The organism is Priestia sp. TRN 1309 (genome assembly GCF_050846875.1).
GTDB classification, from domain to species: domain Bacteria; phylum Bacillota; class Bacilli; order Bacillales; family Bacillaceae_H; genus Priestia; species Priestia zanthoxyli.
The window spans coordinates 669,016-682,635 of sequence record NZ_JBOZGM010000001.1; the positions used below are offsets into that span (position 1 = coordinate 669,016).

Genomic DNA, 13,620 nt, shown 5'->3' on the forward strand with positions numbered 1-13,620 from the left:
GCAGAGGCTTTTTTCTGTTTACCATCAAAAGGTATGTCAATTACGTGAAGAAAGTACACTTTCATTTCTATAAAAATCATTTTAATGTTACCATAGAAAAGTTGTGATAACAGATATGGATAAACGAAACTATCTATCAATCCTTTTACAAACTGTGTGTAAGAAGTTTGTAAAGGTGTAAAGAGGAAAAGCGGCAATTGTACGCTTACTATTTTACGAATGTAAGGCAATCGGACAAACTAATTCGCTGTCCATTGCTAATTAAATTGTATTCATTATTCACGATTCCTCTCTATCATTTCGTCATGGGTTTTGTTTTATCGTTAAAATTTTGATAAAGGTGTATAGGATATGGAAAACAGGCATTTTGAATATAAATTTAAAGAAGCGCTGAAAAAACTAAATGATATTGAACTTGCGTTAAATGAATCATCGATTGTAGCGATTACAGATAGTCGCGGATTCATCAATCACGTGAACGATAAATTCTGTGAAATTTCTAAGTATGAAAGACATGAGCTTCTCGGTCAAGATCATCGTATTATTAATTCGAAACATCACTCAAAACGGTTTTTTAAAGAGTTATGGAGTACGATCAGCTCAGGTAAGGTCTGGCACGGAGAAATAAAAAACAAGGCAAAAGACGGTTCGTATTACTGGGTGGATACAACCATTGTTCCATTTTTAGATGAACGAGGAAAACCGTATCAGTACGTATCAATTCGCAATGATATTACAAAGCGAAAAGCATATGAAGAAAAAATTAAGCAAATGGCTTATTATGATCCGTTAACTAATTTACCTAACCGCTACTGGTTAAACAAGCAGCTGAAAAAGCTGCTTTTAGATGGACAATCTCCAGAACTGCTGGCTATTTTATTTTTAGATTTAGACCGCTTCAAATCAATAAATGATACGCTTGGCCATCATCACGGCGATGTGCTGCTGAGGCGCGTAGCAGAAAGATTAAAAAAATGTATTCCGTCCTCTGATTTTATCTCGCGGCACGGGGGCGATGAGTTTATTTTAGTGCTTCATACACTAAAAACTGTTGAGGAAATTGAAGAAATGACCGAGCAGATTGTAAAAGAAATGTCGCTTCCTTTTTATATAGACGGAGATAAAGTGCTAACCTCTACAAGCGTTGGCATCAGCCTATTTTCAAAGGAATGTCAGCAGCATATTATTCCAAAAGACGCAGATGAACTAATTGACAGGTTAATTAAGCAAGCAGATATTGCGATGTATGTAGCAAAACGAAATGGGCGAAACACATATGAAATGAGTTCTTCTTCATCAAATGAAAAAATCATTAAAACGATTAGCATGGAGAATGAGTTAAAGTATGCGTTAGAAAGAAATGAGTTTCAGCTCGTTTATCAGCCGTTAATCGATTTGAAAACGTCTGATGTCATAGGGGCAGAAGCGCTTATCCGCTGGAATAGCGCAAAATTTGGTACTGTCTATCCAAATGAATTTTTGCCCATTTTAGAAGAAGTTGGTTTGATTGTACCGGTTGGCAAATGGGTATTAGAAGAAGCATGTCAGCAAATGAAAGCATGGACGGAGATAAATTTAAAAGCGAGTAAAATAGGGGTGAACGTGTCACCTATTCAGCTGAAGTCCTCACGATTTGTAACGGACATGGAACAAATTTTGAAGAAAACGGGTCTTGAGCCGCACTTTCTAGAACTTGAAATCACCGAAAGCGTTATTCAAAACAGTCAAGAATCGAAAAAAGTGCTAAACCGCCTGCGGAGTCTAGGGATAAAAGTGGCGATGGATGATTTCGGAACGTGCTACTCTTCTCTCAGCTATCTTAAACACTTGCCAATCAATACGTTAAAAATTGATAAATCATTTATTGACGACTTAGATGAAGTTGGAAAAGTGCTGGTGGAAACGATTATTCAAATGGGGAAAAAACTTAATTTTGCCCTAACCGCAGAAGGAATCGAAAACGAAGAACAGCTGCAGTTTGTGACGGAACAAGGCTGTCATATCGGTCAAGGCTATCTATTTGATAAGCCGCTTTCTCCTGAGGAAATGAGCCGTTTGTTGAAATGAAGGAAAATCCTATGTACGGAAAGAAGCTCTTTAATAGAGCTTTTTTTATGGTTTTTAATCGTATGTAAGGAGTGAGAAAGTCGTGAAAGAGTACGTTGGAATCTGCACGATATGTCAAAAGAACGTGTACTGTTTAGAGGGATTTTTGAACGGTGTGGTTGTTGAAGGGAAGCTTGTCTGCTTTGCGTGTGAAGAAAAGGAGAAGCGTGACTCTCATAAAAACAAAAACTAGCTACCTGGGGTAGCTAGTTTTTGTTTACTGCGCATTCACTTTTTCAGCTTGCCAGTAATACTCGCTGAACACATCAGAAAAGGCTTTGACGGTATTTGTGAGTTCTTCCATATTGTTATCGACGCCGCCTACTTCAATTAAAATGGAGCGATCGGATAAGTCTTGATTATACAGGCCGTTATTGCCGCTTGTTTTCTTTTTACTTAACACTCCGCGGCTAAGGCCTGGATATTTTTCCTCTAGCTTTTCATGAATCGCTTTAGCCATTTTTACATTTTCATCAAATTTCGGGTTGGCTTCACCTAATACAATCATTATTTTAGCGTACGATTTGCCGTTGATAGTAGCCGTTGTTTTTTCTTGACGTAGTGAATCACGATGAATATCAATTAAATAATCGACGTCTTGGTTTTGCTGAAGAGCTGTTTCCACCACGCTTCGAGACATCGCATAGGCTCGTCCTGTACCCCAGCCTTTTTCATTCAGCTTTTGCGTCATGTTGGTTGTATCTACTTCCGATCCGATTCCGTCTGCTTTTAATTCCATTCCTAGCATTTGACCAACGAGCGTGATGTTGGTTTTGTTATCTACTGCTTTATTTTCGTTCGCTTCACCTGGCATACCAAGTAAAGGGAAATAAGATTCCCAGCTGTGCGTGTGGTAGATGTACACAACTTTTCTGTCTCCCGTGCTTTGCTTAGCCTGTGTTTGAGACTGTTTTTTGCTTTCTTCGTACGTTTTGCTTTCAGCAGGATCCAAATCACGCTCTCCAGAAATGCTTTCGAGAGGAGGAGCCGATTCATGAGGAATCGTGGTATAATCCGTTCCTTCACCGGCTAACAGAATATGAGAATCAAAAATAGAAAAGCCGGGCAGTTCTGATCCAAATAGACTTCTTGTATCCGCCACGCGAATATTCGTTGCAAGCTGCAGGGCGACAGAAGAAAGAGGAGGCGGGGAGAAGTCTTCTTCAAAGGCATGAGAGAAATGATGGTTTTCCGTATGCATGAAGTAGAACAAGCTTTGAGCTTTATAATTTGATAGCGCTTGATAGACAACGTTCGAGCGCAGCGTATGCTGAAGAGTTGAATACGTGACGGTAAAAATAGCGGCAGATGTTAACAGAACAAATAGTATAGCGATAATTAATGATTTATAAGAAAGAATCCAAAAAAGCTTTTTAGGCTTTTCAGTGAACTTTTTTTTCATAGAGTAAACCTCCTCTAATAAAATTTGAAATCAGCGAATAAGAACTCTAAGAGGAGAATGTTATGTATCTACTATTTACTCTATTAAAAAGAAAAAGAAATATGATAGAAACCATGATATTTAACACAATATAAAAAAGGTTATAGTAGGGCATACTATAAAAAAACGGTGCGTATTGGAGCTGGTTAGATGAACGATTCATGGGTTTATCATCATTTTATTAATACACTGTTATTTCCTTTAACGATGTTTGGCGTGGCATTTTGTGTACTAGGGCTGTTGGTGTACATGCTGTGGAAAGAAAAGCAAAAAGAAGGACCAAAAGAAAACAAGAGCTCTTAAATAAGAGCTCTTGTTTTGTCGAACACTCAGTTAGAAAAAGGGAGATTCACTTTCTCTAAGAACTCAATTCGGTTGTCAAAAGGATCAGCCACGTAAATTCTTTCGACGCCGGGAATGTTTTTGTCTTCTATAAAAGAAATACCGAAGCTAGTCAGATGATCTTTGAACGCAGGTAGATTTTTAACGTGAAAGCCTGGATGCGCTTTTTTAGCGGGTGAAAAGGCAGGTTCCACACCAATATGCAGCTGATAAGAACCGAATTCAAACCACACGCCGCCGCGTTTTTTAAGACTTTCCGGCTTTTCAATTTCTGTTAAGCCAAGAACAGTTCCGAAAAAGTGTCGTGCTTTGCTTTCTGAATGCGGTGGTGCAGCTAGCTGAATATGATCAATATGCGTCAGTGTAAAAGTCATAAACATTCCCCCTTAACTAGTAGAGTACTAGTTAAGTTTACGTGATGTATCACTGTAAATAAATGATAAAAAGTTGATGTGTTTCATAAGAAAAGCTTATTATTTTATATACATATAACACCAAATGAGGTATATTTTATTTTGTTGTTATTTAGAAGAATTGGAGATTAATATGGAATATCACTATACGTTAACAAAAGATGATTATGTGGCTTTTAATATGCATCATGCTCAACATTCGGAAAGAGTACAAAAAGTGCTGAAAGTTCAGCGATGGATGTCGCTTATTTTTCTTCTTATTCCTTTGCTTGTTTCGTGGGTTGAAGGAGAGTTTTTACTTGGCATGTTCGTAGCATTTGCGCTGCTTGCGGTTCTTTGGTTTTTATTTTATCCGAAGTATTTTTACGGAAGTATTAAAAAGAACATTATAAAGGTAATAAATGAAGGAGATAACAGCAGTCTGACAGGTGAGCATACTATGATGGTTACGGAAGATGGCTTGGTAGAGAAAAGCTTAAAAGGAGAAGTGAAGACTCCTTGGTCAAGCATCACTCAAATTAGAGAAACCGATGAACATATCTTTATTCTTGTTAGTGCAATGAGCGGATACGTTATTCCTACAAGCGCATTTGCAGATGTAAAAGCGCTACAGCAGTTTAAAGAAACGCTGAATGCTGCAAGGGCTGGAAAAACAGGCTGAGTAGTAAATAATAATAATGTAAAAAAACGCCCTCCTAGATACTTTTCTAAGAGGGTGTTTTTTTAACAGCAGTCCCAGTTGTACAAAACATCTTTAAAGTTACGGTTGCGAAGGTCTTCTTCTTTAATGAAGAAATTGGCCACTCCCGCATCACCAAACATAATATCCGCTTCGTCGTCCATGGCGAATTGAAGAAGCAGAACGTTATATGCGCGCAGCGCTTCATCGTAGTCTCGAGGATCGCTTTGAGTGAAAAAAGCGTATCCGCCCATTTTATGATACTCGCCCGTAAGCTCATCCCAGTAGATCTCTTCCATTTCTTCATCATCAAATAAATCTGATTCCATATCATTATATCGATAGTCAGTAGGAGACACGGGTTCGCTTTTTATTTCAAACTGTAGGCCTACTTCTTGAGGAATAGGGAACATATCTCGGTCAACGTCTTCTAGATACGTAAAATCGGTTATTAACTTGTTTTCGTCGGTTGTTATGTCTTCATAAAAAACGACGCGAAAGTCTTTTTGAGACGTGGGTTGGTCAAAATCCAGACCATACACATCACCGGTGTTTTTGTTATCAGCTCCGCAAATGAAAAATTGAAGCATGCCTTGAGAAGGTATATTTTCATAGGAAGGCACGTCAGAAAAATTGATTTGTGCCATCATTAACATAGGCTTGCCCTCGGAGTCGAGAGGATGATTTGCTTCTAGAGGCAGGTAAGGGTTGCCGCCGAACTTGCTGTCATATAATTTGGGACTATTCCTGACCGTATGGATGTGGATATAAGGTTTACATGTTTTTTCGATTTCTTTTCGGTAAGGTTCTAGCTTGAGAGGCAGTGCTAATTTTGATAGAGGATTCATATGTACTCTCCTTTTTGTTTATAATAAAAAGAACGTTTGTTCGTATTTGTATTTTATCGTAATACATACGAAAAGGGAAGAGAATCGTATAAAAAACCCCTTTGCAGAAGCATCCGCAAAGGGCACAAAGAAATGATAGCGTTTTCATTACGAACCTTACTAAACGAACTGCTTATTTAGAAAAGAATCCTTTTAAAGCAAATGCGACGTTTTGCGGTCTTTCCGCTAAGCGGCGCATAAAGTAGCCAAACCAGTCGTTGCCAAAGGGAACGTATACGCGCATTGTATAGCCTTCTTTTGCAAGGCTAAGCTGCATATCTGTTCGGAATCCGTATAGCATTTGAAATTCAAACTGCGTGCGCGGGATGTTATTTTTGTGAGCGAACTCTTTTACTTTTGCAATAATATTGTGGTCGTGAGATGCAATAGCCGTGTATGTTCCACTGAGCAAATGCTCTTCGATAATTCGCATATAGTTCTCATCAATTTGGGCTTTGTCTTGAAACGCCACGGTTGGTGATTCTTGATACGCGCCTTTTACCAATCGAAGAGGAATGCCTTTTAGCTCTTTTACATCTTGTTCAGCGCGGAATAGGTAAGCTTGAATAACCGTTCCAACATTATCAAACGTCTCGCGAAGCTCTCGTAAAATATCTAGCGTCATTTGACAGTGAGCATAGTCTTCCATGTCGATTCGAACAAAGTTATCGTATTTTTTCGCCGTTTCAAGAATGCGGCGCATGTTCTCAACGCAAAAGCTGCGGTCAATATCCAAACCAAGCTGCGTCATTTTGACAGATAAGTTGCACGTTACACCGGCTTGGCCCATAGCTTCTAGTGTTCTGATGTTATATTGAGTTGCTTCGATAGCTTCTTCTCTGCTTGAAACAAATTCCCCTAAATGATCAAGCGTACAAACAAGCCCTTTTTCATTCAATTCCCGTACTTTTTTGATCGCATGTTCAATTGTGTCGCCAGCTACCACTTGAGCTGCACCAAAGCGAAGACCCCATTTTTTCGCCGCTTTGTTTAGCGCTTTATTTTGGGAAGCGTGAAGAAACACATTTTTAGATACCTCTGCTAACATAAATATCTCCCCCTATAGAAAAAATCCCTTGTTGTTTTAAGATAGAGCAGCCTAGGGCTGCTCTACTGAGTATTAAAGCGTTGTGCTTGTTGTTTTTGCTTGCAGGTGCAGAATCAAGTAATCAGGACCGCCAGCTTTTGAATCTGTTCCTGACATATTAAATCCGCCAAACGGCTGGTACCCAACGATGGCACCTGTACAACCGCGGTTGAAATAAAGGTTTCCAACGTGGAACTCTTCTTTCGCACGCTCAATGTGTTCAGGCGTATTTGAAAGAAGGGCACCTGTTAAACCGTAGTCAGTGTTGTTCGCAATTTCCATCATATGATCGAAGTCGCGCGCTTTGCAGAATGCTACGACTGGGCCGAAGATTTCTTCTTGCATTAAACGTGCTTTTTCATCTACATCTGCAATAATCGTAGGCTGGATGAAGTAGCCTTTTGAATCATCTGCTTCTCCGCCCGTCATTAAACAGCCTTCTTCTTTACCGATTTCAATGTACTTTGTAATTTTGTTGAAAGAAGCTTGATCAATAACAGGTCCCATATACGTGTTTACATCTTCAGGGCTGCCCATTGTTAATGTTTTTGTCAGCGCAACTGCTTTTTCAAGAACGATATCGTATACGTCTTGATGAACAACTGCACGAGAGCCCGCTGAACACTTTTGTCCAGAGAAGCCAAACGCTGAATACACAATAGAAGAAGCAGCTAAATCTAAATCAGCATCTTTATCTACAACAACCGTGTCTTTTCCGCCCATTTCAGCAATAACGCGTTTTAGCCAGATTTGACCAGGCTGTACTTTTGCTGCGCGTTCATAGATGCGGCAGCCTACTTCACGAGAACCTGTAAATGAAACGAATCGTGTTTTTGGATGATCTACTAAATAGTCGCCAATTTCGCTTCCGCTTCCCGGCACGTAGTTCAGTACACCGTCTGGAAGGCCAGCTTCTTTCATTACTTCTACAAATTTTGCTGCGATAACCGGCGTGTTATTAGCAGGTTTTAATAGAACCGTATTTCCTGCTACGATTGCTGCTGCAGCTGTTCCAGCCATGATCGCTAGCGGGAAGTTAAACGGTGAAATAATAACGCCGACACCAAGCGGAATGTAGTTAAATTTATTTTCTTCACCTTCGCGGCTCTCAACAGGCGCGCCGTCTTTTAGCTGCACCATTTGGCGAGCGTAATATTCAAGGAAGTCAATTGCTTCTGCTGTATCAGCATCTGCTTCATTCCACGGCTTTCCTGCTTCTTTTACAAGGTAAGCTGAAAATTCATGTTTGCGGCGGCGAATGATGTCCGCTGCGCGGAAAAGAATGTCAGCGCGAGCTTCTGGCGCTTCTTTTTTCCATGTATTAAATGTAGAAAGTGCTGCTTGCATTGCTTTTTCAGCCAGGTCTTGATCTGCTTTTGACACGCGTCCGATAACTTCTGCTTTATTTGCTGGGTTAATGGACTGAATTTGATCTTCTGTTGTAATGAATTCTCCGCCAATTACAAGAGGATAGTCCTTTCCAAGCTCTGATTGTACAAGTTCTAATGCAGATTCAAACGCATCTTTGTTTTCAGCAACCGTAAAGTCCGTGAAAGGCTCGTGTTTGTATTGTTTGATTTCGTTAATATTCATTGTGTTCATTTTCATTACCCCTTTTTTAGAAAATTTACAACATAATTAATATTCCAACACCCTATACCTGTATTATAATCACCTTATTCTCGTTTTGTACATAGTTTTTTAACAAAAATGTTCAAAAATTTTTAAAATAAACACTTTTGTTTAAAAAGCCAATAAAACGATGTTTTTTATAGTGATTTTGAACAAAAAGAAAAGAAAGGGATATGAGTAAGTAGATGAAAAGATATTTTGAAGTGAAGAATTACGATAAAAGAAAGAGTTTATCGATAGTAAGGTAAAATACTTTTTCGATCAAAAAACAATAGACAAAGTTGTTCAAAATAAATTATCATATAATTCGAAAAGTAATTTTGTCGAATGAAGCTGACTTTTGCGTTAAGTGAAAGTTTCATTTGCATGCACAGATAGAAGGAGGGTAGGAAAACGGCAGTTATTTGTCCACGATATTGTAAGGGCTTACATATTTAACGCGCGATGCGAAGAACGTGTAATTCTTTAAATGACGGTTTCTATGAGGAGGATTTTAATATGAGTCATCAACCGCCTGAGTTAAAAAAAGAATTAAAAATTCGACACATAACCATGATTTCTTTAGGAGGAATCATTGGTGCCGGTTTGTTCATTGGAAGCGGATCGCTTATTAACGCAGCAGGTCCTGGTTCCATCTTTTCGTACGCGTTTGCCGGTTTGCTGGTGATCTTAGTTATGCGAATGCTGGGGGAAATGTCTACGGCTAATCCTTCAAGCGGTTCGTTCGCGACCTATGCCAGAGAAGCGCTTGGACCGTGGGCTGGCTACACAATCGGCTGGCTGTACTGGTTTTTCTGGGTAATTGTTATTGCTGTTGAAGCGATTGCTGGTTCAACGATTATTCAATACTGGTTTCCGTCTTTACCGTCTTGGGGTGTGAGTCTGCTCCTGACATTTTTATTAACGTTAACGAACTTATACTCTGTTAAATCATTTGGTGAATTTGAATACTGGTTTTCACTTATTAAAGTAGTTAGTTTAGTGCTGTTTTTACTTTTAGGAGGAGCGATCATCCTCGGTTTAATACCAGGAGTAGAGTCTCCGGGAGCGTCGAACCTTCTTCATAGAGGAGGATTTCTTCCAAATGGAATCAGCTCCGTCTTTTTAGGAGTGGCGATTGTCATGTTTTCCTTTATGGGAACAGAAATTGTCGCAACAGCGGCTGGAGAATCGGCTCAGCCTGAGCGAGCGATCACCATCGCAACAAATACCGTTATTTATCGTATTTTAATTTTTTATCTTGGGTCTATTTTAATCTTAGTAACGATCCTTCCGTGGGATTCTTCAAGCTTGATGAAAAGTCCGTTTGTTTCGATATTAGAGCTGGTAAACGTTCCGGCAGCTGCTCAAATCATGAACTTTATCGTACTGACTGCCGTTCTTTCTTGCTTAAATTCAGGTCTATATACGAGTTCTCGTATGCTGTACTCAATGGCGCAAAAAGGAGACGCGCCGCGTATGTTTTTGAAAGTGAATAAAAAAGGCATTCCGTTTAATGCCATTGTAGGATGTACCGTGATTTCTTACATCAGCGTTGGGTTTAACTATCTTTCACCTGATAAAATCTTTTTATTTTTAGTAAATGCATCGGGAGGCGTAGCGCTTCTTGTGTACCTTGTTATTGCTTTTTCACAGCTTCGCATGAGAAAGAAATACGAAAAAGAAAAGCCAGAAGCTTTAAAGATCAGAATGTGGCTGTTTCCTTATTTAACGTATGGAACAATTGCGGCGATCACAAGCATCTTTATTGCGATGGCATTTATTGATTCGCTTCGCACTCAGTTTTATCTCACGCTGCTGATTGCTGTATTTGTGGTATGTTCGTACTTCTTTATGAAAAAGAAAAAAGATGATCATTCCCTATCAGGACAGGGGAATAAAAGAATCTCTTAATAGAAGAGAAAATCATCACGAGGGGCTAGGGGGAAGTAAATTGGCAAACAAAGAGTTAAAAAGAGGGCTTGAATCTCGTCATATTCAAATGATTGCTCTTGGAGGAACGATCGGGGTAGGGTTATTTATGGGTTCAGCAAGCACCATTAAATGGACGGGGCCATCCGTCCTGCTTGCGTATGCTATTTGCGGCGTTTTTATTTTCTTTATTATGCGTGCAATGGGTGAAATGCTTTACTTAGAGCCAAGTACGGGTTCATTTGCGACATTTGGTCATAAATATATTCACCCGTTAGCTGGCTACATTACGGCTTGGAGCAACTGGTTTCAGTGGGTGATTGTCGGCATGGCAGAAATTATTGCCGTCGGAGCTTATATGCAGTACTGGTTCCCGCATTTGCCGGCGTGGGTTCCGGGAATTATCGCCATGATCATTCTCGGTGCGGCAAATTTAATCTCAGTAAAATCTTTTGGAGAGTTTGAATTTTGGTTTGCAATGATTAAAATCGTGACGATTGTTCTCATGATTATTGCCGGTCTTGGCCTTGTTTTCTTCGGTCTTGGAAACGGGGGAGAAGCGCTTGGACTATCGAATTTGTGGGCAAACGGCGGTTTCTTTACAGGCGGATGGTCCGGCTTTTTCTTTGCGCTGTCGCTTGTGATTGCTGCCTATCAAGGAGTAGAGCTTATTGGAATTACAGCAGGAGAAGCCAAAGATCCTAAAAAAACGTTAACAAGCGCGATTCAAAGCTTGATTTGGCGTATATTAATCTTTTATATCGGTGCCATCTTTATCATTGTAACGGTATATCCGTGGAACGAGCTGGACTCACTCGGCAGTCCGTTTGTTTCTACATTTGCGAAAGTAGGGATTACGGCAGCTGCGGGAATCATTAACTTTGTGGTCATTACAGCGGCAATGTCTGGATGTAACAGCGGAATTTTCAGCGCAGGACGCATGCTTTATACATTAGGCGTAAACGGACAGGCTCCAGCGTTTTTTACAAAGGTTTCTCGAAACGGTGTACCTATTTATAGTACCGTTGCGGTAATGATTGGGTTAGCTGCGGGCGTTGTCTTAAATTATATTGCTCCGCCAAATGTTTTTGTGTACGTGTACAGCGCGAGCGTGCTTCCAGGTATGATTCCATGGTTTGTCATTCTTATTAGTCAAATTCGTTTTCGAAAAGCAAAAGGAGCGGCGATGGATCAGCATCCATTTAAAATGCCTTTTGCTCCTGTGACGAACTACGTAACCATCGCGTTTTTACTTATGGTGCTTGTAGGCATGTGGTTTAATGATGAAACGCGCATATCGCTGATTGTCGGGCTTATCTTTTTAGCTATTGTCGTGCTGAGCTACTATGTACTAGGTATCGGTAAACGCACGGAAGTACGGTCTTCTGAAAGACGTAAGCTAGTGAAATAAATGATTTTGTAAGAGAGGCTGAAAAGCATTTTCTTTTTTTACTAATGAGGTGCATGGCAAGAAGGAAAAAGAAAAAAGAAAAAACCAGAGTCAAATCGGCGTGTTCAGGCATAAGATAATCCAACTCAAGCGAAATGCAAGCGGCGTTTTTCTTGAGGAAAGAGTAACTAAAGAAAAGGAAGTGTTCGTATGTCTGGAAACGCTGGATGTGGATATGGATCTGGTTTTGCTTTATTAGTTGTATTATTTATTTTATTAGTAATCATCGGCTGCAGCTGCTACGGCGGAGGCCTTGGCTGGTAATTCACTCATTTAAAAAGCCCTATAAGGGCTTTTTTCAATGCTTATAAATAACGTTTTTTCCCGTTTTGATAAATGTTTACGTGAAAGCCGTTTACTTCATCCATAAAGATTTTAGAAGGAAAGTCGGCTGTTTTGACAGATGAAGTGATTTCGACAGTTTGATACGCCTTTGGTTCCAACGTAACAGTATGAAGCCTAGGCTTATTCATCATAAGTAAAAAAGGGGTATCTTCTTTAAAATAGAAGCGTTCATCCAGTGCTACTTCAAACGTAACGGGTTTTGAACTGTGATTTTCAAATGAAAGGTCACAGGTACCCGTTAATACGGTTTCTTTTTTATTTCTCTCAAATGTACAAATGCTGTTTTCCACATCGTAAGAAATGGCATACATACCTGGTAATACGGTCTTTTGCATCGCTTCAACTATATGACCAGGACCCGATATGACAATAAACGCAGCTAAAATCGTTAATTTTAAACGGTGACGATTTAAACTTTTGTAAAGTGCAAAAAGACCAAGTAAAAGTATAATTCCCCACGCATTGCTGGCATATTGAATTCCTGTCATTGTTTCTTCATCTCCATAGAGGGGAAGACCTAAAAAAGAAAAGACAGAATGACTGAGCGGTGTTGAATTAGGGAAAGGGATGTTTAAAATAAAAACAATCAGTAAAAAAATGAGTCCCTTTGTAAAAAGTGATCGTTCACGAATCATGTTGTTCCTCCTTAGCTATAAATCACGTATCATTATATACTATTATTATCTTTTTTTGTAATTAATGGTTATTTTTCTATGTGTGGAGGGAAGATGAATGAAAACTTTGTTATTAGTTAGGCATTGTGAAGCAGAAGGGCAAGAAGCAAAAGCATCATTGACGGAACAAGGCATACAGCAGGCCCAGCAGTTAATAGGTTATTTGAACAAGCTGAGTTATCCCATTGATAAAATTATTTCAAGTCCGTACAAACGAGCCGTTCAAACAATTGAACCTTATGCAAAAGATACTGGTCTCCCTCTTCATATAGATACAAGGCTAGAAGAAAGGCGTTTAAGCGGACAGCCTCTGTTCAACTGGATAGAAGTATTGAAAAGAACTTTTGATGACATAGACTTTAAGGTAGACGGAGGAGAATCGACGAAAGAAGCCACGGTACGTTCTTTAGAGCTGTTTAAAGAAGTAATGAATGAAAAACAGAAAACGACTCTGTTTGTTACGCATGGCAATTTGATGACGTTAATTCTTAGATATTTTGATCCGAAGTTTGGGTTTAGCGAATGGTCGCGTCTAACAAATCCAGATATATATCAAATCGATCTCGAAAAGAAGAGCGTTTCCATTACAAGGCTTTGGAATGAGCAGAAAACAAATTGATGAAATAAAAGATTTTTTGTGCATTTGTGCAGAC

Annotated in this window: 13 protein-coding genes; 7 read left to right on the forward strand and 6 right to left on the reverse strand. The window is 39.4% G+C overall.

Annotated elements, in window-relative coordinates; all coding sequences use genetic code 11:
* Nucleotides 1–351: 351 nt before the first annotated feature.
* A complete protein-coding gene (locus tag ACRPLQ_RS03455; protein ID WP_165636171.1) occupies nt 352–2,067 on the forward strand; it encodes a putative bifunctional diguanylate cyclase/phosphodiesterase in 1,716 nt (571 codons plus the stop codon).
* 256 nt (nt 2,068–2,323) lie between these two features.
* Here the strand turns inward: ACRPLQ_RS03455 and spoIIP are convergent, their stop codons facing one another.
* Complete coding sequence (spoIIP, locus tag ACRPLQ_RS03460; RefSeq protein ID WP_034271278.1) at nt 2,324–3,508, reverse strand: stage II sporulation protein P; 1,185 nt, start codon at nt 3,506–3,508, stop codon at nt 2,324–2,326.
* Nucleotides 3,509–3,697: 189 nt separating this feature from the next.
* Here spoIIP and ACRPLQ_RS03465 point away from each other — a divergent pair, with 189 nt between their 5' ends.
* Nucleotides 3,698–3,850: a hypothetical protein gene (locus tag ACRPLQ_RS03465; protein ID WP_165636172.1), complete on the forward strand. Its 153-nt coding sequence runs from the start codon at nt 3,698–3,700 to the stop codon at nt 3,848–3,850.
* 26 nt (nt 3,851–3,876) lie between these two features.
* Here ACRPLQ_RS03465 and ACRPLQ_RS03470 read toward each other — a convergent pair whose 3' ends face one another.
* Nucleotides 3,877–4,263 (reverse strand): glyoxalase, encoded by a 387-nt coding sequence (locus tag ACRPLQ_RS03470; protein ID WP_165636173.1) that lies wholly within the window; start codon nt 4,261–4,263, stop codon nt 3,877–3,879.
* 172 nt (nt 4,264–4,435) lie between these two features.
* Between ACRPLQ_RS03470 and ACRPLQ_RS03475 the strand changes: the two genes are divergently transcribed.
* Nucleotides 4,436–4,963, forward strand: coding sequence for a YcxB family protein (locus tag ACRPLQ_RS03475; RefSeq protein ID WP_034271281.1), 528 nt, complete (start codon nt 4,436–4,438; stop codon nt 4,961–4,963).
* A gap of 62 nt (nt 4,964–5,025) precedes the next feature.
* Here ACRPLQ_RS03475 and ACRPLQ_RS03480 read toward each other — a convergent pair whose 3' ends face one another.
* The 3 genes from ACRPLQ_RS03480 to pruA form a co-directional block, all read right to left on the reverse strand.
* The gene (locus ACRPLQ_RS03480) at nt 5,026–5,829 is read right to left on the reverse strand and encodes a YwqG family protein (protein ID WP_165636175.1); all 804 of its coding nucleotides are present in this window, start codon (nt 5,827–5,829) and stop codon (nt 5,026–5,028) included.
* Between the two features lie 172 nt (nt 5,830–6,001).
* The gene (locus ACRPLQ_RS03485; protein WP_033579975.1) at nt 6,002–6,916 is read right to left on the reverse strand and encodes a proline dehydrogenase family protein; all 915 of its coding nucleotides are present in this window, start codon (nt 6,914–6,916) and stop codon (nt 6,002–6,004) included.
* A 72-nt stretch (nt 6,917–6,988) separates the two neighbouring features.
* Nucleotides 6,989–8,557 carry an L-glutamate gamma-semialdehyde dehydrogenase gene (gene pruA, locus ACRPLQ_RS03490; RefSeq protein WP_165636176.1) on the reverse strand — a complete coding sequence of 523 codons (1,569 nt, stop codon included), beginning with the start codon at nt 8,555–8,557 and terminating at the stop codon, nt 6,989–6,991.
* A 528-nt stretch (nt 8,558–9,085) separates the two neighbouring features.
* Between pruA and ACRPLQ_RS03495 the strand changes: the two genes are divergently transcribed.
* From ACRPLQ_RS03495 to ACRPLQ_RS03505, 3 genes are all read left to right on the forward strand, one after another.
* A complete protein-coding gene (locus tag ACRPLQ_RS03495) occupies nt 9,086–10,480 on the forward strand; it encodes an amino acid permease (protein ID WP_028414950.1) in 1,395 nt (464 codons plus the stop codon).
* 40 nt (nt 10,481–10,520) lie between these two features.
* Nucleotides 10,521–11,909 carry an amino acid permease gene (locus ACRPLQ_RS03500; protein WP_033579977.1) on the forward strand — a complete coding sequence of 463 codons (1,389 nt, stop codon included), beginning with the start codon at nt 10,521–10,523 and terminating at the stop codon, nt 11,907–11,909.
* Nucleotides 11,910–12,098: 189 nt separating this feature from the next.
* Nucleotides 12,099–12,212: a YjcZ family sporulation protein gene (locus ACRPLQ_RS03505; RefSeq protein ID WP_080754474.1), complete on the forward strand. Its 114-nt coding sequence runs from the start codon at nt 12,099–12,101 to the stop codon at nt 12,210–12,212.
* Nucleotides 12,213–12,253: 41 nt separating this feature from the next.
* Here the strand turns inward: ACRPLQ_RS03505 and ACRPLQ_RS03510 are convergent, their stop codons facing one another.
* Entirely contained in the window at nt 12,254–12,928 is a 675-nt protein-coding gene (locus tag ACRPLQ_RS03510) for a hypothetical protein (protein WP_165636177.1), read from the reverse strand.
* A 97-nt stretch (nt 12,929–13,025) separates the two neighbouring features.
* Here ACRPLQ_RS03510 and ACRPLQ_RS03515 point away from each other — a divergent pair, with 97 nt between their 5' ends.
* A complete protein-coding gene (locus ACRPLQ_RS03515) occupies nt 13,026–13,586 on the forward strand; it encodes a histidine phosphatase family protein (protein WP_034271290.1) in 561 nt (186 codons plus the stop codon).
* The last annotated feature ends 34 nt before the right edge of the window (nt 13,587–13,620 follow it).

Bases quoted from the DNA above. Each gene is read 5' to 3' on its own strand.
- ACRPLQ_RS03455 (WP_165636171.1), top strand. From the start codon at position 352: ATGGAAAACAGGCATTTTGAATATAAATTTAAAGAAGCGCTGAAAAAA.
- spoIIP (WP_034271278.1), bottom strand. From the start codon at position 3,508: ATGAAAAAAAAGTTCACTGAAAAGCCTAAAAAGCTTTTTTGGATTCTT.
- ACRPLQ_RS03465 (WP_165636172.1), top strand. From the start codon at position 3,698: ATGAACGATTCATGGGTTTATCATCATTTTATTAATACACTGTTATTT.
- ACRPLQ_RS03470 (WP_165636173.1), bottom strand. From the start codon at position 4,263: ATGACTTTTACACTGACGCATATTGATCATATTCAGCTAGCTGCACCA.
- ACRPLQ_RS03475 (WP_034271281.1), top strand. From the start codon at position 4,436: ATGGAATATCACTATACGTTAACAAAAGATGATTATGTGGCTTTTAAT.
- ACRPLQ_RS03480 (WP_165636175.1), bottom strand. From the start codon at position 5,829: ATGAATCCTCTATCAAAATTAGCACTGCCTCTCAAGCTAGAACCTTAC.
- ACRPLQ_RS03485 (WP_033579975.1), bottom strand. From the start codon at position 6,916: ATGTTAGCAGAGGTATCTAAAAATGTGTTTCTTCACGCTTCCCAAAAT.
- pruA (WP_165636176.1), bottom strand. From the start codon at position 8,557: ATGAACACAATGAATATTAACGAAATCAAACAATACAAACACGAGCCT.
- ACRPLQ_RS03495 (WP_028414950.1), top strand. From the start codon at position 9,086: ATGAGTCATCAACCGCCTGAGTTAAAAAAAGAATTAAAAATTCGACAC.
- ACRPLQ_RS03505 (WP_080754474.1), top strand. From the start codon at position 12,099: ATGTCTGGAAACGCTGGATGTGGATATGGATCTGGTTTTGCTTTATTA.
- ACRPLQ_RS03510 (WP_165636177.1), bottom strand. From the start codon at position 12,928: ATGATTCGTGAACGATCACTTTTTACAAAGGGACTCATTTTTTTACTG.
- ACRPLQ_RS03515 (WP_034271290.1), top strand. From the start codon at position 13,026: ATGAAAACTTTGTTATTAGTTAGGCATTGTGAAGCAGAAGGGCAAGAA.